Below are 18,304 nucleotides of genomic sequence, written 5' to 3'. Positions count from 1 at the left end.
CTAGCGTGCCCCGTATGACGACGACAGCCGCCACTGACGCCGATGCCGAGGGCTCCGGAGCCCATCCCCGATTCGCCGCCGCGCTGGACGAGCTGGGGCTCGGGGGACTGACCTCCGAGGTCCGGCGCTTCCCGGACGCGACCCGGACCGCCGCCGAGGCCGCCGCCGCGGTCGGCTGCGAGCTGAGCGAGATCTGCAAGTCGCTGATCTTCGCGGCCGACGGGGTGCCGGTGCTGGTGCTGATGGACGGCGCCTCCCGGGTCGACGTGGAACTGGTCCGCAAGGAACTCGGCGCCGAGAAGGTGACGAGGGCCAAGGCCGACGTCGTACGCGAGACGACCGGGTACGCCATCGGCGGCGTGCCGCCCTTCGGGCACCGCACCCGCACGCGCGTGCTCGCCGACCGGGAGCTGCTCCGCCACGACGTGGTGTGGGCCGCCGCAGGCAACCCCCACGCCGTCTTCCCGATCGCCCCCGCCGACCTGGTGAAGCACGCCGGCGCCACCGTCGTGGACGTGCGCGAGCCCTCCGCGTGACCCCTGCCGTCACCGCGGCCGTCCTGCTGGCCGCGGTCACGCACGCCGGCTGGAACGCCATCGCGCACCGGATCACCGACAAACTCGTCGGCTCCTCGCTGATCGCCGCCGGGGGCGTGCTGATCGGGCTGCTGCTGATCCCGTTCTCCGCCGTGCCTGCGGCCGGGGCATGGCCGTACCTGATCGCCTCCGCGGTCGTCCATGTCGCGTACTTCGCGCTGCTGATGCTCTCCTTCCGGCTCGGCGACTTCGGGCAGGCCTATCCGATCGCGCGGGGCACCGCGCCGTTGCTGGTCACCCTGTTCGCCGCGGTGTTCGCGCACGAGGTGCCCGACGCCCCGGCCGCCGCCGGGATCGCCGTGTCCTGCGCCGGGCTCACCGGAGTCGCGCTGTGGGGGCTGCGCGGCCGCCGCCCGGACTGGCCGGCGATCGGGGCCGCCCTCGCCACCGGTGTGACGATCGCCGTGTACACCCTCCTGGACGGCCTCGGGGTCCGCGCCTCGGGCTCCTCCGTCGGCTACATCGCCTGGCTGATGGCCCTGCAGGGCCTGGTCATCCCGGCCTACGCCCTGTACCGCAGACGCGGCGAACTGCTCACCGCCGCCCGCCCCTTCGCCGCCCTCGGCCTGTTCGGCGCCCTTCTGTCCGTCGTCGCCTACGGACTGGTCCTGTGGGCCCAGACCCGCGCCGAACTCGCCCCCATCGCCGCACTGCGCGAGTCGTCGATCATCGTCGGCGCCGCCATCGGCGCGGTGTTCTTCAAGGAGAAGTTCGGCGCACCCAGGATCGCGGCGGCCGGCCTCCTGGTCGTCGGGATCGGGCTGATGCTGCACGCCGGTTGAGCCGCGGACGGGCCGGAGCGTCTCCGACCACTCCGTCGGGGCGGTGCCCGGATTCGGCCGGTATTCGTCTCGCCCTCGGGGGACTTGCCGTTGCCTTGACGAACCGTTCGGCGGGCGTTCAGTTGTTCGTCTGTGGCCGGGTTGTGTGTCGTCCATAAGGTCCCTGCGGATTGCGGAAGAAGGGACGCATGGGACTCATGGACACACTCCACGCAGTCCGGGCCCGCGGGATCACCCAGTGCTTCGGCGATGTCGTCGCGCTGGACGGCGTCGACCTGGACGTGACACAGGGTCAGATCCACGGCCTGGTCGGACCGAACGGCGCAGGCAAGACGACACTGCTCGGCCTGCTGCTGGGGCTGGCCGTCGCGGACGGCGGTCGCCTGGAGATCCTGGGGACGCCGGTCGACCGGGCGCTCGCGGCACCCGACGGTGTCGCCGGGTTCGTGGACGCGCCCGGTCTCTACCCCTCGCTCACCGCCCGGCAGAATCTCGCCGCGCTGGCGGCGCTCCGCGGACTCGACACAGGCACGGCGGGCATCGACGACGTGCTCGGCGAGGTCGGGCTCACCGATGTCGCCGACGACAAGACCCGCGGCTTCTCCCTCGGCATGCGGCAGCGGCTCGGGCTCGCCGCCGCGCTGCTGACCCGGCCCCGGCTGCTCGTGCTCGACGAACCGTCCAACGGCCTCGACCCGGCCGGCAAGAGACATGTGCACGGCGTCCTCACCCGGCTCGCCGCCGAGGGCAGCAGTGTGGTGCTCTCCAGCCACCGGATGGACGACCTGGAGGCCCTGTGCTCCGAGGTCACCATCCTCGCCACCGGCCGGGTCGTCTTCTCCGGCCCGCTGACCAAGCTGGCCGCCGAGAACCGCGAACTCGACTACCGGCTGCGCACCTCCGACCCGGAGACCGCGCGCCGGCTCGCGGCCGGGACCGACGGCATCCGGGTGGTCGACGACAGCGGGGTACGGCAGGACGCCGACGTGCTCGTCGTACGGGCGCTGGTGCCCGCCCTCGACGAACTCGTCGGGAAGGTCGTGCGGGCGGATGTCGCGGTCCGTGAACTCGCCCCCGTCGTATCGCCGCTGGAGGCCGCGTTCCTCGCCCTCACCGAGCAGCAGGAGGCCGGCCGATGACCACGACCACCGCTCCCGCCACCGAGCGTGCCCCCGCCGCCGCGCGCCGGGTCCCGGTCTCGCGCGGCTACCGCTTCGAACTGGTCAAGCTGGTCTCGCAGTGGCGGATCCGGCTGCTGGTGCTCGCCTGCTGGATCGCGCCGGCGCTGTTCGTCGCCGGCGTGAGCCGGCAGAGCACGCTCCCCGCGGACACGCTGTTCGGGCGCTGGATGCACGCGACCGGCTGGGCCGGGCCGCTGGTGCTGCTCGGTTTCGCGGGCACCTGGGCGCTGCCGCTGCTGACGTCGGTGGTCGCCGGTGACGTGTTCGCCTCCGAGGACCGGCTCGGCACCTGGCGCCATCTGCTGGTGGCGGTCCGCTCACCCGCGCGGATCTTCGTGGCGAAGTCGCTGGCCAGCCTGACCGTCATCCTGCTGCTGGTGGCCGGGCTGGCCGTGTCCAGCGCGGTCGGCGGGCTCGTCGCGGTCGGCAACCAGCCCCTGGTCGGCCTCGACGGCCATCTGCTGTCCCCCGGGGACGCGGCCGTCCGGGTCCTGCTCTCCTGGCTCGCCGCCCTCGCCCCGACCCTCGCCCTGGCCGCGATCGGCCTGCTCGGCTCGGTCGCGCTGGGCCGCTCCCCGATGGGCCTGCTGCTGCCCCCGGTCGTCGCGCTCACGATGTCGGTCGCCCAGATGCTGCCGCTGCCCGTCGCCGTGCGCCTCGCCCTGCCCGGCTCGGCCTTCGTCTCCTGGAACGGCCTGTTCACCGACCCGGCCCAGCTCGCCCCGCTCCTCATCGGTGTCGCGGTCGGCCTGGCCTGGGCGGTGCTCGCGACCGTCCTGGCCTATCTGCTGTTCGTACGGCGGGACTTCACCAACCCGGCCTACGACGGTTCCGGGCGCCGCGCGCTCACCCTGGGCGTGCTGCCGCTGGCCGCGCTCACCGCCGTCACCGTCGGGGCGGTCGCCGTGGCCACCCCCTCGACGGGCTCCGGCATCGAACAGGACAAGGTGCAGAAGTCCCTCGCCACGGTCTTCGCGCACCTCTACCGCCTGCAGACGCAGGAACTCCATCGACCCGCCGTCACCGAAACACAGCTGGGGGCCACGGCGGCGTGCACCAAGAGCGACGGCCAGGCCGCCCAGGAGGGCGCGGGGAACGACTGGCGTTGCGTAGTGAGCTGGCACCTCCCCAGCGTCTCGGTGACGGGGACGGCGGTCTACCAGCTCGACATCACCTCGGACGGGCGGTTCGTGGCCGACGGCGACGGTCCCAAGGAAGTCAACGGCTACTTCCTCGTGCGGACTTCCACCGGCGACGCCCCGAATCCGCTGTGGCAGTTCGACGGCAACGTCGACCTGCTCGACACCCACTGAAGGGAACAGTTCCGTGCAGGTAACACGCCAGCGCCGGATCAGCGAGAAAAGACACGTCAACCTCTTCGGTCACCGCGTCGGCCGCCGGGCCATGATGGTGACGGCCGGTATCGCCGTCGCCCTCGGTGTCACGGGCACCGCGGTCGCCTCGACGTACCAGTTCGGCACCCAGCAGGTCGGCCAGACCACCGCCAACGGCCAGGTGGTCTCCGCCGACCAGTACATCAACCCGTACGGCACCCGCTCCGTCATCAACGACGGCAAGATCATGTCGTCGACGGTCAGCCCCGACGGCGGCCACCTCGCGGCCTCGGTCGCCGACGGCGACGCCTCGCTGGTCGTCGTGGACCTGAGCACCGGTCAGGTCAAGCAGAAGGTCGGCACCAACGCGGCGGACGACCTCCGCATCAGCAGCGGCGCGGTCGGCCAGGAAGGCCCGACCTACTCGCCCGACGGCAAGCAGCTGTGGCTGGGACAGGCCAACGGTTACACCAAGTTCACCGTCAACGCGGACGGCACCCTCGCGAACCCCACGGCCGTACCGATCGCGGCCGACGGTTCGAAGCAGGCGCTGGTGGGCGCGGCCGTGTTCTCCGCCGACGGCTCCACCGTGTACTCCGCGGTCAACGGCCAGAACAAGGTGGTCGCGATAGACGCGGCGACCGGCACGGTCAAGCAGACCTGGGCGGTCGGCAACGCCCCGCGCGGGATCGCCCTGGTCGGCGGCAAGCTCTACGTCAGCAACGAGGGCGGGCGCCCGGCCAAGGCCGGCGACACCACCATCAACTCCTACGGCACCGATGTGGTCGCCGACCCGCGGACCGGCGCCAGCACCACCGGCACGGTCAGCGTCATCGACACCGCCGACCCGTCCGCCGCCGTCGGCACCATCGCCGTGGGCCTGCACCCGACCGCGGTGTACGCGAGCAGGGGCGCGGTGTTCGTCACCAACACCGCCGACAACAGCGTGTCGGTCATCGACTCCCGCAAGGACAAGGTCGTCCAGACCATCTCCACCCAGCCGTGGCCGGAGGCGTCCGTCGGCTACGAGCCCAACGCGGTCACCCTCACCGACGACGGCCGGCTCCTGGTCACCCTCGGCCGTGCCAACGCCGTAGCCGTCTACCGCTACACGTCCGCGCAGATGCCGGCCCGCTATGTCGGCCTGCTCCCCACGGACTACTTCCCGTCGGAGATCACCACCGTCGGCAAGAAGGTCGTCGTCACCAACACCCGTGGCGTCGACGCCCTGCGCCCCGACGCCGCCGGCCACAACACCCACGACACCACGTCGAGCCTCACCCAGTTCACGCTGCCGAGCGACCAGGTCGTCAGGTCCCAGACGGCCAAGGTGTTCCAGCAGAACGGCTGGACGCCGGGCTCGGTCAGGACGGCCAAGGGCGGGAACCACACGAAGGCCGTCCCGGTCCCGACCCGGATCGGCGACCCCTCGACGATCAAGCACGTCTTCCTGCTCGTCAAGGAGAACCGGACCTACGACCAGGTCTTCGGCGACCTCCCGCAGGGCAACGGCGACTCCTCGCTCACCCAGTTCGGCGAGAACGTGACGCCCAACCAGCACGCGCTGGCCGAGCAGTTCGGGCTGTACGACAACTTCTACGACATCGGCACCAACTCCGCCGAGGGCCACAACTGGCTGATGCAGTCCGACAACCCGGAGTACACCGAGTCGTCGGCCGGCGAGTACACGCGCAGCTACGACACCGAGAACGACGTCCTCGGCCACCAGAAGTCCGGTTTCATCTGGACCGGCGCGGAGGCGGCCGGCAAGTCGGTGAAGGACTTCGGCGAGTTCCAGTCGCTGGAGACCAAGCCGTCCGGCGCGACCTGGCAGAACCTGTACTGCGACAGCAAGACCATGGCCGCGACCGGCGCCCAGACCCAGTACCCGATCAAGACGGGTTCGGCGATCCCCTCGCTCAACGACGTCTCGGTGCAGGGCTTCCCGCTGTTCGACCTGAACGTCCCGGACATCTACAAAGAGCAGATCTGGCAGCAGGACTTCGAGAAGAACGGTCCGGCGAACCTGAACATGTTCTGGTTCTCCAACGACCACACCGGCGGTCCGGCGAACGCGGCCGCCGAGGTCGCCGACAACGACCTGGCGGTCGGCCGCATGGTCGACAAGATCACCCACAGCAAGTACTGGAAGGACTCGGCGATCTTCGTCGTCGAGGACGACTCCCAGGCGGGCCTCGACCACGTCGACGGCCACCGGGCCCCGGTGCAGGTCATCAGCCCGTACGCCAAGCACGGCACGGTCGACAACCACTACTACTCGCAGATCACCATGGTCCGCACCGTCGAGCAGATCCTCGGGATCCACCCGATGAACCAGCTCGACAGCGCGGCCACCCCGATGTACGGGGCGTTCACGTCGAAGGCCGACACCACCCCGTTCACGGCGGTGCCCAACCGGACCTCGCTGACCCTCGGCGTGAGCCCGCAGCCGTCCTGCGGCTCGGACACCCCGGCGGCCCAGGACGCCCAGGCGGCGCCCGCGCCGACCAGCGTCTCCGTGCCCGCGGCCGAGAAGACCGTGGCCGCGCAGTGGAAGACCTGGGCCTCGCACCAGCGGCTGACCGGCGCGAACGCGGTGCCGGACTACGCCAACCCCACCCAGATGAACCGCTACACCTGGTACCAGACCCACAACTGGACCAAGCCGTACCCCGGTGACAAGAAGATCTACGCGCCGAACGACGTTCCCGGCGCGTACCTCCCGTCCTCGGAGAACGACGGCTGACCGGTCCGCGCACACCGCGGGACCCCGGCCTTCGGGCCGGGGTCCCTTGTGTCTTCCCGCGCGATGCCGCGCGCCGGGTGCCGCGCGGTACGCCAAGCTGTCTGCGGAACGTACGAGGACAGGGAGACGTCATGACCGACAAGCCGACCGTGGCCGTGCTGGGCACCGGCATCATGGGCGCCGCGATGGCCCGCAACCTCCTGCGGGCCGGGCACACCGTACGCGCCTGGAACCGCACCCGGGCCAAGGCCGAACCGCTCGCAGCCGACGGCGCCCGGGTCACCGACACCCCGGCCGAGGCCGTCGAGGGCGCCGACGCCGTCCTGACCATGCTCTACGACGGCGCCACCGCCCTGGAGACCCTGCGCGAGGCGGCCGGCGCCCTGCGGCCGGGGACCGTCTGGATCCAGTCGACCACCGCGGGCCTCGACCAGCTCCCCGAACTGGCCGCGTTCGCCCGCGAGCACGGCCTGGTCTTCTACGACGCCCCGGTCCTCGGCACCCGCCAGCCCGCCGAGGCCGGACAGCTCACCGTGCTCGCCGCCGGGCCCGAGCAGGGCCGCCAGACGGCCACGCCCGTCTTCGACGCGATCGGCGCCCGCACCCTGTGGACCGGCGACGACGGCTCCTCGGCCGCCGCGACCCGGCTCAAGCTGGTCGCCAACAGCTGGGTCCTCGCGGCCACCGCGGCGACCGGCGAGGTGGTGGCCCTGGCCCAGGGGCTCGGCGTCGACCCGCACAGCTTCTTCGACCTGATCGCCGGCGGCCCCCTCGACATGGGCTACCTGCGTGCCAAGGCCGGTCTGATCCTCGACGGCGGGCTGACCCCGCCGTCCTTCGCGGTCGACACCGCCGGGAAGGACGCCCGGCTGATCGTCGCCGCCGGGAAGAGCCACGGGGTGCGCCTCGACGTCGCCGAGGCCGCCGCCGAACGCTTCGCGCGGGCCGCCGCCCAGGGACACGCCGACGAGGACATGGCCGCCGCGTACTTCGCCAGCTTCGAGGACAGGTAGCCGGTCCGCCGACGTGACGGTCCGGGCTCCGGAGGAGCACCCTGGAAACAGCGATTCCGGAGGTGGTCCGCCATGATGAAAACCGCTGTGGGATGGCATGTGGAGATGGAGTTCCTGGAGGACGACACGCACACCCGCGCGGTCGCCCTGGTCCGCCTGCCCGACGGCACCGAGGTACGGGCACACGGCCACGCGAGCCGGCACGAGTCCGACAGCAACCAGCCCAGAGTCGGCGAGGAGATCGCCGGCGCCCGCGCCCTGAACGAACTGGCCATGCAGTTGCTGAGCAAGGCGCACGGCGAGATCGACGCGCTGTCGGGGCGGCACTCGCACCCGATCAACGTGTGAGGAACGCGCGGGTGCGGGCGTACGCGGGGGCGCGCGGGGCGGTTACGACAGCGCCGTGCGCACCGCCCGCACCAGCGCCTGCGCCCGCGGGTCCGCCGTCACGCTCTTGCGGAAGCCGTTGGTGACATAGCCGAAGGCGATCCCCGACTCGGGGTCGGCGAAGCCGAGCGCGCCGCCGCGGCCGGGGTGGCCGAAGGAGGTGGGGGAGAGCAGCGGGGACGCGCTGCCGTGCAGCATGTAGCCGAGCCCGAAGCGGGTGGAGACCACCAGGACGCGGTCGGGGCCCGCGGACTGCTCGGCGCGGGCCAGCTCCACGGTCTCCGGGGTGAACAGCCGCCTGCCGCCGTCGACCTCGCCGATGAGGGAGGCGTAGCAGCGGGCCAGGCCGTCGGCGGTGGCGATGCCGTTGGAGGCGGGCAGGACGGCCGCGCGGTAGCCGGGGTCGTTCTCGTCCGGGAGCGGGCTGATCGCGCCGAACGCCCGCCGGGTCAGCGACCCGGGGTCGGCGTACGCCTCGGAGACGGCACGCTTGGGCCGGGTGCGGAGCGCGCTGGCGGTCTGCGGTGCCTCGACGGGGCCGACGCGCCCCACGCGCGCCTGCTCCGCCGCCGGCAGCCCGAGCCACAGCCCGGCGCCGGCCGGCCCGGCGATCTCGTCCGCGATCCACTCGCCGATGCTCCGCCCGGTCACCCGCCGCACCAGCTCACCGGTCAGCCAGCTGTACGTCTGCGCGTGGTAGCCGTGGTCGGTGCCCGGCTCCCACACCGGCGCCTGCGCGGCCACGGCGGCGGCGCCGAGATCGGGGTCGGCGGCCTCCGCGGGCGTGAGCGGCCGGTCCAGCACCGGCACGCCCGCGCGGTGCGCGAGCAGCTGCCGCACCAGCGTCCGCTCCTTGCCCGCCGCCTTGAACTCCGGCCAGTACTCGCCCACCGGAGCGTCCAGGTCCAGTTCGCCGCGCTGGCGCAGAAGCAGCAGGACCGCGGCGGCGACGCCCTTGGTCGCCGAGCGCACGATCTGGGCGGTGTCCGGCTCCCAGGGCGAGGTGCCGGCGTCCCCGTCGAAGTCCCGGGCACCGGCCCACAGGTCGACGACCCGGTGCCCGTCCCGGTACACGGCCACCGCCGCGCCCCGGTCCCCGAGCAGCGCGAAGTTCGCGGCGAACGCGTCCCTGACCGGCTCGAAGCCCTCGGCCACAGTGCCGTTCACGTGCACGTCCACGTCCGGATCCCTCCACTCGCCCGCGACAGTGAGTGAAACATGGCCGCCGGGCCCCGGATTCCGCGGTACGGCGTGGTCTACGGCACGTTGCCCGGGCTCAGCCGAGCACGATCGTCACCTCGATGTTGCCGCGGGTCGCGTTCGAGTACGGGCACACCTCGTGGGCGGCGTCCACCAGCTTGGCCGCGATGTCCGCGTCCAGCACGGGCAGCGAGACGCTGAGGGCGACCGCGAGGCCGTAGCCGCGCTGCTTGTTGGGGCCGATGCCGACCTTCGCGGCGACCGTGGAGCCGGTCAGGTCGTAGCCCGAGCGGTTGCCGACGAGGATCAGCGCGTTGTGGAAGCACGAGCTGTAGCCGGCCGCGAACAGCTGCTCCGGGTTGGTGCCGTTGCCGTCGCCGCCCAGCTGGGGCGGCATCGCGACCTTGAGGTCGATCTGGCCGTCCTGACTGGTGACATACCCGTCCCGGCCGCCGTGCGCGGTCGCCTCGGCGACATACATGATCTTCGTGGGACGGGTGTCGACGGTGGCGCCTTCGGACACGGCGGGACCTCCCCCAGGACGGAAACGGTGGTGGGCAACACAGAAGTGTGCAAGCACATCGTGCACAAGGTACCGACCGGTAGGAAGCCCTGGGACGGTCAGGGGGTGGAAACCGTGGGTAACAGGAGACGGCTACACCGGCCGTGCGGCCGCCGCCCTGCCCGCCCGCTCCGCGAGCTCGCGCAGTTCCTCGCGGAGCCGCGCCACCTCGGCGCCGCCGAGTCCCGTCGTGGTGAGCAGGGCGCCGGGTACGCGCGCCGCGCGCTCCCGCAGTTCCTCCGCGCGCCCGGTGCAGGCGACGAGCACCGAGCGCTCGTCCCGCTCCGAGCGCTCCCGGCGCACCAGACCCGCCCCCTCCAGCCGCTTCAGCAGCGGCGACACCGTGCCGTAGTCGAGGCGCAGCGCCCCGGCCAGGTCCTTGACCGTGATCTCGCCGCGCTCCCACAGGACGAGCAGCACCAGGTACTGCGGGTAGGTGAGGCCGAGGTCGTCGAGGAGCGGGCGGTAGGCGGCGGTCACGGCGCGTTGCGCCGCGTACAGCGCGAAGCAGAGCTGGTCGTCCAGCCGTGGCGGCCCCGCGGGGGTCCCGGTGTCCTCGTGATGCGTCACGTGCCCATTGTCACGGACCGGGCGAGGTGCGGGACGGCCGTCACGGAAACGCGTCACCCGCTTCCGCGCGCCGCCGTGGCCGCGCGTGGGTCGAAACCGAACGGAAGTTCCAGCCGGTGCGCGCGCATCAGGGCCTCGTCGGAGAGGAGTTCGCCGGTGGGGCCGTCGGCGGCGATGGTGCCCTCGCTCAGGACGAGGGAGCGCGGGCACAGCTCCAGGGCGTAGGGCAGGTCGTGCGTGACCATCAGGACCGTGACGTCCAAAGAGCGCAGAATGTCGGCGAGTTCGCGACGGGAGGCCGGGTCGAGGTTGGAGGAGGGCTCGTCCAGGACGAGGATCTCCGGCTCCATGGCGAGGACGGTCGCCACCGCCACCCGGCGGCGCTGCCCGAAGGACAGGTGGTGCGGCGGGCGTTCGGCGAAGCCGGCCATGCCGACCCGGTCCAGGGCGGTACGCACGCGTGCCTCCAGTTCCGCGCCCTTCAGGCCGGCCGCCGCCGGTCCGAAGGCCACGTCCTCGCGCACCGTCGGCATGAACAGCTGGTCGTCCGGGTCCTGGAAGACGATCCCGACCCGGCGCCGGATCTCGGCCATGTGCCGCTTGGCGACCGGCAGTCCGGCCACCGTCACCGTGCCCGTGCCGCCGCTCAGGATGCCGTTGAGGTGCAGTACGAGGGTGGTCTTGCCGGCGCCGTTCGGTCCGAGCAGCGCGACCCGTTCACCGTGCGCGATGCGGAAGTCGACGCCGAACAGGGCCTGGTGCCCGTCCGGGTAGGCGAAGGCGAGGCCGGAGACCTCCAGGGAAGCAGTCACAGGGCCCATCCCAGTAGACAGACGACGAAGGCGGACAGCGGCAGCGCGAGGGCGCGGGACCACTCGGCCCGGGACGCGGTCACCTCGTCGATGACCGGCATGGAACCGGCGTACCCCCGGCTCACCATGGCGAGATGGACGCGCTCCCCGCGTTCGTAGGAGCGGATGAACAGCGCGCCCGCGGACTTCGCGAGCACGCCCCAGTGGCGCACGCCCCGCGCCTCGAACCCGCGCGACTCCCGGGCGATCCGCATCCGGCGCATCTCGTCGGTGATGACATCGCCGTAGCGGATCATGAAGGAGGCGATCTGGACGAGCAGCGGCGGGAGCTTCAGCCGCTGCAGGCCCAGGAGGAGCTCACGGAGCTCCGTGGTGGCCGCCAGGAGGACGGAGGCGGCGACGCCCAGGGTGCCCTTGGCGAGCACGTTCCAGGCGCCCCAGAGGCCGTTCACGCTGAGCGGGAGGCCCAGCACGTCGACCCGCTCGCCCTCCGCCACGAACGGCATCAGCACCGCGAAGGCGACGAACGGCACCTCGATCAGCAGCCGCCGCAGCAGGAAGCCGGCGGGCACGCGCGCGCGGTGCGCGACGAACGCGAGCAGGACGCCGTACAGGGCGAACGCCCACATCGCCTCGCGCGGGGTGGAGACCACGACGACCACGAAGGCGAGGACCGCGGCGAGCTTGGTGTGCGGCGGGAGCGCGTGCACGGGGGAGTGCGCGTGCCGGTAGAGCCGGTGGGCGTGCCCGGCACCCATGTCAGTGCGCCTCGGACGGGGTGCCGGTACGGCGCCTGCGCACCGCCCAGAACACCGCGCTGCCCGCGACGACGGTCGTGCCGACGCCGATCACCCCCGCGAGACCGCCGGAGAGCCGGGCGTCGGAGACGTCCTGGACGCCGTAGTCGGCGAGCGGGGAGTCGGCGGCGGCGTGTTCGGCCGTCTTCGCGTCGATGCCCTTGTCGTGGGCGACCTTCTCCAGGCCGTCCGGGTCGGCGGAGGCGTAGAAGCTGACGAAACCGGCGAGCACCAGGGACGTCACCAGGCCCGCGATCCACAGCGTGCGCCGAGAGGTGCGCGCCGCCACGGGCGCCGTGGGCGTGTCCACCAGTACGCCGTTCACCCGCAGCTTGAGCGCCTGCCGCAGCCCCCGCGCCCCGTGCACGAGGTCCGGGCGCACGGCGACCACGGCGCCGACCGTGAGCGCGGTGATCACGGCCTCGCCGACACCGATGAGCACATGCACGCCGACCATCGCCGTGGCGACCTTGCCCAGGGACACGTCGGTGGTGCCGCCGACCGCGTAGAGCAGCGTGAAGGCGACGGCGGCGGCCGGGACGGAGAGCAGGGCGGCGACGAAGGAGGCGGCGGTCACCGAGCGCCGGGAGCGGGGCAGGACCTTCAGCAGGCCCCGGAAGACGGCGTACGCGACGACGGTCGTCACGATCGCCATGTCGGTGATGTTCACGCCGAGCGCGGTCAGCCCGCCGTCCGCGAACAGGATGCCCTGCATCAGCAGGACCACGGACACGCACAGGACCCCCGTGTAGGGGCCGACGAGTATCGCGGCCAGCGCTCCGCCCAGAAGATGGCCGCTTGTTCCGGCCGCGACGGGGAAGTTGAGCATCTGTACGGCGAAGATGAACGCCGCCACCAGCCCGGCCAGCGGAGCGGTCCGCTCGTCGAGTTCACGGCGGGCGCCCCGCAGGCTCACGGCGAGGGCGCCGGCCGCGACGACCGCCGTGACCGCGGAGGTGGGGGCGTCGATGAATCCGTCAGGTACATGCACCGTTCGATTTTAGAGTCTTGTTGCAAAGCTTTTGCAAGAGCGAGAGAGTTGTTTGTCGCACGCGAAGGGCGGGGGTTTGCGGCCGCCGCAGGCACAATCGGGAAAATGTGCGACATTGGGTAGGAAGCGGATGCATAGCTTCGCACAGGTCACGGAGTGTAAAGGGCAGTCCGATGTCTGTAGTCGAGCAGTACGCGCGTGCCCACATCGTCACGGACGAGGATGCGCCGGTGGATCCCGGAGCGGTCCCGGTCGTCCTGCGCTACGACCCCGACGCCGACCCGCGGTCGGTGCGGGTCGGGCTGCCCGGGACCGACGAGTGGACGTTCTCGCGCTCGCTGCTGGAGCAGGGACTGAGGGCGCCGGCGGAGAGCGGCGACGTACGGGTGTGGCCGCTGGGGCGGGTGCAGGCCGTGGTGGAGTTCCACTCCGACCACGGCACGTCGGTGGTGCAGTTCGAGTCGAAGGCGCTGCTGCGGTTCCTGAGGCGGACGTACATGGCCACGCCGGTGGCAGGCTGACGTCCTCGTTCCGCGGCGACTCCTACAGCGACGACCCCAGCTTCAGCAGTGCCGCCACGATCGGTCCGGCGGTGTCGCCGCCGTGGCCGCCGGCCTGGACCACGCCCGCGGAGGCGAGGTCGCCGCAGTACGCGGTGAACCAGCCGTTGGGCTTCTTCTGGCCGTCGACCTCGGCCGAGCCCGTCTTGGCGCCGCAGCTCGAACTCAGACCGGACATCGCCTTGGCCGCCGTACCGTACCCGGCCGTGTAGGTCATGACCTCCTTCAGCTCGGACTGCGTCTTCGACGCCATCGTCCGCGAGGCCTTGGCGATCGTCCGGTTGTCGACGCTCGGGTCGACCAGGTACGGCTGGTGGAAGGAGCCGCTCTCCACGGTCGCCGACACCGACGCCATGTTCAGCGGGTTCATGCGCACCCCGCCCTGCCCGATGAGCGAGGCGCCCATCTGCGCGCCGCTCTGCACCGGGACCGACCCGTCGAAGGTCGGGACGCCGATCGCCCAGTTGTTCATGCCGAGGCCGTAGACCTGCTGGGCCTCGGTGGTCAGGTCGCTGTTGGACAGCTTCGGGGCGAAGTTGATGAAGGCGTTGTTGCAGGAGGCGCCGAAGCTCAGCTTGAACGTGCCCTGCTTGATCTCGGAGTCGTCGTCGTTGTGGAACGTCCACCCGGCGAGCTTGTACGTCTTGGGGCAGGGGTGCGAGGCGTCCGGGGTGACGAGGTTCTTCTCGAACAGCATCGTGGACGTGACGATCTTCATCGTGGAGCCCGGGGCCAGCGAGCCCTGGAAGGCGACGTTGAAGCCGTGGCTGGAGTTGGCGACGGCGTAGATCTCGCCGGTCGACGGGCGCATCACGACGACCGAGGCGTTCTTCTGCGTGGTGACCTGCTTCTCGGCGGCCGCCTGCAGGGTCGGGCTGAGCGTGGTCTTCACCGTGCCCGGCGTGCCCTTGCTGAGCTCGACGAGCGTCTTGTCGGAGAGCTTCGCCTTCTCGGACGCCGTGCCGCGCACCACGCGCAGTTCGACGCCCGCCTTGCCGCCGGCCTTCTTGCCGAACTTCTCGCGCAGCCCGTCGAGGACCGAACCCAGCGAGGGGTACTTGGCGGTGGTGATCTCCCCGCCGTCGCGGTCCAGGGCCTTGATGGGCGGGGTCCCGGACTCCCCGGTGACCAGGGTGTCGCCGTCCCTCATGTCCGGCTGGACGACCGAGGCGTGCCAGTCGACCAGCGGCTTGCCGTCGCTCTTGCGGCGGACGACGGTGAACGAGGAGTCGTACGCCAGCGGCTTGCTGACGCCCTTGTACGACACCGTCGCCTTCACGGAGAACGGGACCTCGGCGCCGGTGCGCTTGCCCTCGGTGAGGGTGACGTCCTTGATGTGGGCGTCCTTGGAGTAGCCGGTCAGCAGCCGGATGCAGGCCGCGGCGTCGTCCGTGACGGCGGCGGCCCGGGTGGTCTTGCCCTGCTGCCAGGAGGTCAGGAAGGTCCGGGCGGTGGTCCGCACCTCGGTAGCCGACACCGGGCCGGTCTTGACGGGCTTGTGGTCCGACGACTTCGACGACGCCGCGTCGGCGGCCGCACCGCCGCCGTACAGCGCGTAGACGGCGAAGCCCGCGCCGCCGACGACAGCGACGGCGATCATCCCGCCGATGACGGCGGGTCTCTTCTTCTGTCGCTCGGCGACGCGCCTTCTCTTGCCCACAGCTCAGTTCCTCCGCGCACTTCCCCAGGGTCCCCGCCGCCCCGTAGCCCTCACGCTCCCCAACGACGGCACCAGCCTAGAGTCCCGGCCTGTGGGAGTGACATCAGCCACCGTTCCGTAGCACGGTTGCGACAATAGGCCCGGCCGCGTCGATGCCGTGACCGCCGTCCTGGGCCATGGCCGCGGCCGCGATGTCGTTGCGGTAACCGGCGAACCAGCTGTTCGACTTCGACTGTCCGTCGACCTCCGCCGAACCCGTCTTGGCGCCGATCCTGCCGTTCAGCCCGCGCATCACACCGGCCGCGGTGCCGCTGGTGGCGGTGCGGTTCATCATGGCCTGCAGCTGGGCGGCCGTACCGGCCGACAGGCCCTTCGCGGTGGCCAGTTCACGGCCGTCCAGCTTCCGCGAGACGAGCACCGGCTGCCGGAAGGCTCCCGTCGACGCGGTCGCCGCCACGGAGGCCATGTTCAGCGGGCTCATCTGCACCTGGCCCTGGCCGATCAGGTTGGCCGCGGTGTCCGGGCCGCCGGAGGCGGGGACGCGCCCGTCGAAACTCGGGATGCCGACCTTCCAGTTGTTCTTGCCCAGGCCGAAGCGGTCCTCGGCCTCCTTGGTGAGCGAGTCCACCTGGACCGAGTCCGCGTACTTCACGAACGCCGTGTTGCAGGACTTCGCGAAGCTGTCCGACAGGGTGGCGTTCAGGTCGGGCTTGAGTCCCTCGAGGTTGCTGAAGGTCTGGCTCTGCCAGGTCGCGGTCGGCGGACAGGGCGCCGGTCCGGTCGCTGTCGTCAGACCGGTGTCGATGAGGGTCGCGGCGCTGATGATCTTCATGGTGGAGCCGGGTGCCAGCTCGCCGAGGAAGGCCGCGTTGAAGCCGTCCACCCGGTTGTTGGCGACCGCGAGCACCTCGCCGGTGCTGGGCTTGACGGCCACCACCGACGACTCGGCGTACTTCGTCACCGCGGTCTCGGCGGCGGCCTGCACGCGCGCGTCAAGCGTCGTGGGGAGCTTGCCCGCCCGGCCCTGGGCGAGGGTCAGCAGCGTGGTGTCGGCGGACTCCTCGGACGCGTGCCGGATGACCAGCTCCACCCCCGGGGTGCCGCCCGCCTTGTCGCCGTAGCGGCTGCGCAGTTCGTCCAGGATCGGGCCCAGGGACGGGTACTTCTCCTTGGTGAGCACCTTGCCGTTGCGGTCCAGGGCCTCGATCGGCGGGCTCGCCGCCTCCCCGGTGGACAGGGTGTCGCCGCGCCTGAGCTCCGGATGGACCACGGACGGCTGCCAGTCCACGAGCGCGCGGTGCGTGGACTCGCCGCGCACGATCTTCAGCGAGCTCCTGTAGGCGAGCGGCTTCGACTTCCCGTCGTAGGACACCGTCGCCTTCACGCTGAACGGCACGGTGGCGCCGGTCGCCGTGCCGGGCGTGATGCGCACGTCCTTGATGTGGGCGACGTCGCTGAAGGAGGTGAGGACGGGTTCGGCGTCGGCGGAGTCGTTCGTGTAGGAGGCCGCGGTCACCGACTCGCCCTTCTCCCAGGCCGCGAAGAACTTCCCCGTGGTGTCCTTGATCTCGTCCTTCGTGGGCGGCCCGGTCCGTACGGCCGGTGTGCCGCCGTCGCCCCGCACCGCCGCCAGCACGTTGTAGGCGCCGTATCCCGCCCCGCCCACCAGCACGGTGCAGACGCTGCCGATGATGGCCGCCTTGGCCCCCTTGCGCATGGCGCGAATCCCCTCCCCGTGAGCCTTCGCCGCATTTTGTGAACGCGTTCAAAAGCCTGTTGTGTTTCGCACTGTAGGCGGTTGTGGGGTCCCTGTGGCAGGTGTTGACCGATTGTTGTCCGAACGGAGATCGGGGATGTGGCTCAGACCCAGGTGTCCAGCCACATACGTGAACGCCAGGAGTCGATAGGGATCGCGGTGCCCGTGTACAGGGGCCAGAAGTAGATGAAGTCTGCGCGATCCGGCCCCGCAGGGCCCCGACCAGGATGTTAGCCCCTGGCCGGGGCCGTCTCAGGCGGCTTGGGCCGTCTCTGGGCCGGGATCTTGAGGTGTCGACGCCAGATAGAGGCTGTCCACCGCCTTCCGGGTGCGTCCCTCGCTGCTCGGCATGAGGTGCGTGTAGGTCCGGAGGGTGAACCCCGGGTCGGCATGACCGAGGTAGGAACTCAGGGCCCGGATGCTCTCTCCCGCGTCCAGCAGAACTGACGCGTAGAAGTGCCTGAGTGTGTGCATGCCGTCCTCGGGGGCCGACGCGTATCGTTCGGCCCCATGCCTGGGTACATCGCGGCACGGCGCCAAGAGTGCCTGCCGAGGAGCACGCTCTCGCTCGGTGCGGACGAGACGTGGACGATAGAGGGGGTGGGCTGGGTGGGTGACTACGTCTGAGCAGGTCAACCCTCATGTCGATGTGTGATCTTGGGAGGACTGTAAATCTGCCGGCTCAGCCTTCCCAGGTTCGAATCCTGGCGCCGCCACGCTGATGGGATCGGCCCCTGACCAGCCATTTTGGTCAGGGGCCGTTCTCGTTCCTGGCTCCCGCGACTACCCGCGGTTCCCCGGTGTTCCCCGCCCCTTCTGGCACGGTCGTGGCACGTGCGGCAGTGACCTTGATCACGACTCAGTCCGCCGCGCAGCGACCTCACGAAACAACTCCGCGAGGACACGTAGCTGCTGTTGTCTTGCCTGCACGGCCTTGCGCCTCGCTTGTCGTGCGTCATCCACGACTCCCCATGTCGCGTAGAGAGTGGGGGCGAACCACAGTGCGGCACGGATGTAGGCATGCTGATGCAGATCATCGATGACCAGGACGTAGCCACCGAGGGTAAAAACGATGCCCTGCCATCGCTCTAGCGCATCAGCGTTCCGCTTCAGCCATGACTCCTGCGTGGCCTTCTCTTCGCTCACGTTCTCGCCTTGCTCGCCAGCCCTGCCGATGCCGGGTGGCACCGGGCCGGACGATACCTCGCGGTCGGTGGAGCGACTTTGTGCGGGACCCTCCCCGGTCCGACGATCAAGGCGTCTGACCTGTGTGAATGGCGTGGCGCTCATGATCGATCACCGGAGTCTGTAAATCTGCCGCTGCCTGGAGCCGGGCCGTCCTCGGGCCGTCCGAGGG

17 protein-coding genes and 1 pseudogene are annotated in these 18,304 nt (G+C 71.1%); 8 read left to right on the top strand and 10 right to left on the bottom strand.

Annotated elements, in window-relative coordinates:
- Positions 1 to 14 precede the first annotated feature (14 nt).
- From ACFZDK_RS37245 to ACFZDK_RS37215, 7 genes are all read left to right on the top strand, one after another.
- A complete protein-coding gene (locus ACFZDK_RS37245) occupies positions 15 to 536 on the top strand; it encodes a YbaK/EbsC family protein (protein WP_390979025.1) in 522 nt (173 codons plus the stop codon).
- Positions 533 to 1,378, top strand: a complete 846-nt coding sequence (locus ACFZDK_RS37240) for an EamA family transporter (RefSeq protein WP_390979023.1) — start codon at positions 533 to 535, stop codon at positions 1,376 to 1,378. Before ACFZDK_RS37245 ends, ACFZDK_RS37240 begins: the two co-directional genes overlap by 4 nt.
- A 197-nt stretch (positions 1,379 to 1,575) precedes the next feature.
- Positions 1,576 to 2,517: an ATP-binding cassette domain-containing protein gene (locus ACFZDK_RS37235; protein ID WP_390979168.1), complete on the top strand. Its 942-nt coding sequence runs from the start codon at positions 1,576 to 1,578 to the stop codon at positions 2,515 to 2,517.
- On the top strand, positions 2,514 to 3,872 hold the full coding sequence (locus ACFZDK_RS37230) for an ABC transporter permease (protein ID WP_390979021.1): 1,359 nt from the start codon (positions 2,514 to 2,516) through the stop codon (positions 3,870 to 3,872). The genes ACFZDK_RS37235 and ACFZDK_RS37230 overlap by 4 nt, the downstream gene beginning before the upstream one ends.
- A gap of 13 nt (positions 3,873 to 3,885) precedes the next feature.
- The gene (locus ACFZDK_RS37225) at positions 3,886 to 6,639 is read left to right on the top strand and encodes an alkaline phosphatase family protein (protein ID WP_390979019.1); all 2,754 of its coding nucleotides are present in this window, start codon (positions 3,886 to 3,888) and stop codon (positions 6,637 to 6,639) included.
- Positions 6,640 to 6,770: 131 nt separating this feature from the next.
- Entirely contained in the window at positions 6,771 to 7,652 is an 882-nt protein-coding gene (locus ACFZDK_RS37220) for an NAD(P)-binding domain-containing protein (protein ID WP_390979017.1), read from the top strand.
- Between the two features lie 72 nt (positions 7,653 to 7,724).
- Positions 7,725 to 8,000 (top strand): DUF1876 domain-containing protein, encoded by a 276-nt coding sequence (locus ACFZDK_RS37215; protein ID WP_089102439.1) that lies wholly within the window; start codon positions 7,725 to 7,727, stop codon positions 7,998 to 8,000.
- A gap of 42 nt (positions 8,001 to 8,042) precedes the next feature.
- Here ACFZDK_RS37215 and ACFZDK_RS37210 read toward each other — a convergent pair whose 3' ends face one another.
- From ACFZDK_RS37210 to ACFZDK_RS37185, 6 genes are all read right to left on the bottom strand, one after another.
- A complete protein-coding gene (locus ACFZDK_RS37210; protein WP_390979166.1) occupies positions 8,043 to 9,212 on the bottom strand; it encodes a serine hydrolase in 1,170 nt (389 codons plus the stop codon).
- A gap of 103 nt (positions 9,213 to 9,315) precedes the next feature.
- Positions 9,316 to 9,720, bottom strand: coding sequence for an Ohr family peroxiredoxin (locus tag ACFZDK_RS37205; RefSeq protein ID WP_390979165.1), 405 nt, complete (start codon positions 9,718 to 9,720; stop codon positions 9,316 to 9,318).
- A gap of 174 nt (positions 9,721 to 9,894) precedes the next feature.
- Complete coding sequence (locus tag ACFZDK_RS37200) at positions 9,895 to 10,371, bottom strand: MarR family transcriptional regulator (protein WP_390979015.1); 477 nt, start codon at positions 10,369 to 10,371, stop codon at positions 9,895 to 9,897.
- Between the two features lie 53 nt (positions 10,372 to 10,424).
- Positions 10,425 to 11,192: an ATP-binding cassette domain-containing protein gene (locus ACFZDK_RS37195; protein ID WP_390979013.1), complete on the bottom strand. Its 768-nt coding sequence runs from the start codon at positions 11,190 to 11,192 to the stop codon at positions 10,425 to 10,427.
- Positions 11,180 to 11,941 carry a cobalt ECF transporter T component CbiQ gene (cbiQ, locus tag ACFZDK_RS37190; protein WP_390979011.1) on the bottom strand — a complete coding sequence of 254 codons (762 nt, stop codon included), beginning with the start codon at positions 11,939 to 11,941 and terminating at the stop codon, positions 11,180 to 11,182. The genes ACFZDK_RS37195 and cbiQ overlap by 13 nt, the downstream gene beginning before the upstream one ends.
- 1 nt (position 11,942) lies before the next feature.
- Positions 11,943 to 12,971: an energy-coupling factor ABC transporter permease gene (locus ACFZDK_RS37185; protein WP_390979008.1), complete on the bottom strand. Its 1,029-nt coding sequence runs from the start codon at positions 12,969 to 12,971 to the stop codon at positions 11,943 to 11,945.
- 173 nt (positions 12,972 to 13,144) lie between these two features.
- Between ACFZDK_RS37185 and ACFZDK_RS37180 the strand changes: the two genes are divergently transcribed.
- Positions 13,145 to 13,492, top strand: coding sequence for an SsgA family sporulation/cell division regulator (locus ACFZDK_RS37180; RefSeq protein WP_355708643.1), 348 nt, complete (start codon positions 13,145 to 13,147; stop codon positions 13,490 to 13,492).
- A gap of 22 nt (positions 13,493 to 13,514) precedes the next feature.
- On the opposite strand, the gene ACFZDK_RS37175 is transcribed toward ACFZDK_RS37180, so the two are convergent.
- The 4 genes and pseudogenes from ACFZDK_RS37175 to ACFZDK_RS37160 form a co-directional block, all read right to left on the bottom strand.
- Positions 13,515 to 15,191 (bottom strand): penicillin-binding transpeptidase domain-containing protein, encoded by a 1,677-nt coding sequence (locus tag ACFZDK_RS37175; protein WP_390979006.1) that lies wholly within the window; start codon positions 15,189 to 15,191, stop codon positions 13,515 to 13,517.
- A 103-nt stretch (positions 15,192 to 15,294) separates the two neighbouring features.
- On the bottom strand, positions 15,295 to 16,908 hold the full coding sequence (locus ACFZDK_RS37170) for a penicillin-binding transpeptidase domain-containing protein (protein ID WP_390979004.1): 1,614 nt from the start codon (positions 16,906 to 16,908) through the stop codon (positions 15,295 to 15,297).
- 291 nt (positions 16,909 to 17,199) lie between these two features.
- Positions 17,200 to 17,454 (bottom strand): annotated as a pseudogene (locus ACFZDK_RS37165) (tyrosine-type recombinase/integrase); the annotation flags it as partial.
- Between the two features lie 345 nt (positions 17,455 to 17,799).
- A complete protein-coding gene (locus ACFZDK_RS37160) occupies positions 17,800 to 18,093 on the bottom strand; it encodes a hypothetical protein (protein ID WP_390979002.1) in 294 nt (97 codons plus the stop codon).
- Positions 18,094 to 18,304: the final 211 nt, after the last annotated feature.

Origin of the sequence: Streptomyces sp. NPDC007901 (assembly GCF_042959465.1) — a bacterium.
Lineage (GTDB): Bacteria > Actinomycetota > Actinomycetes > Streptomycetales > Streptomycetaceae > Streptomyces.
The sequence above is the reverse complement of the archived record's forward strand: the minus strand, read 5'-3'. Positions and strand labels throughout refer to the sequence as shown.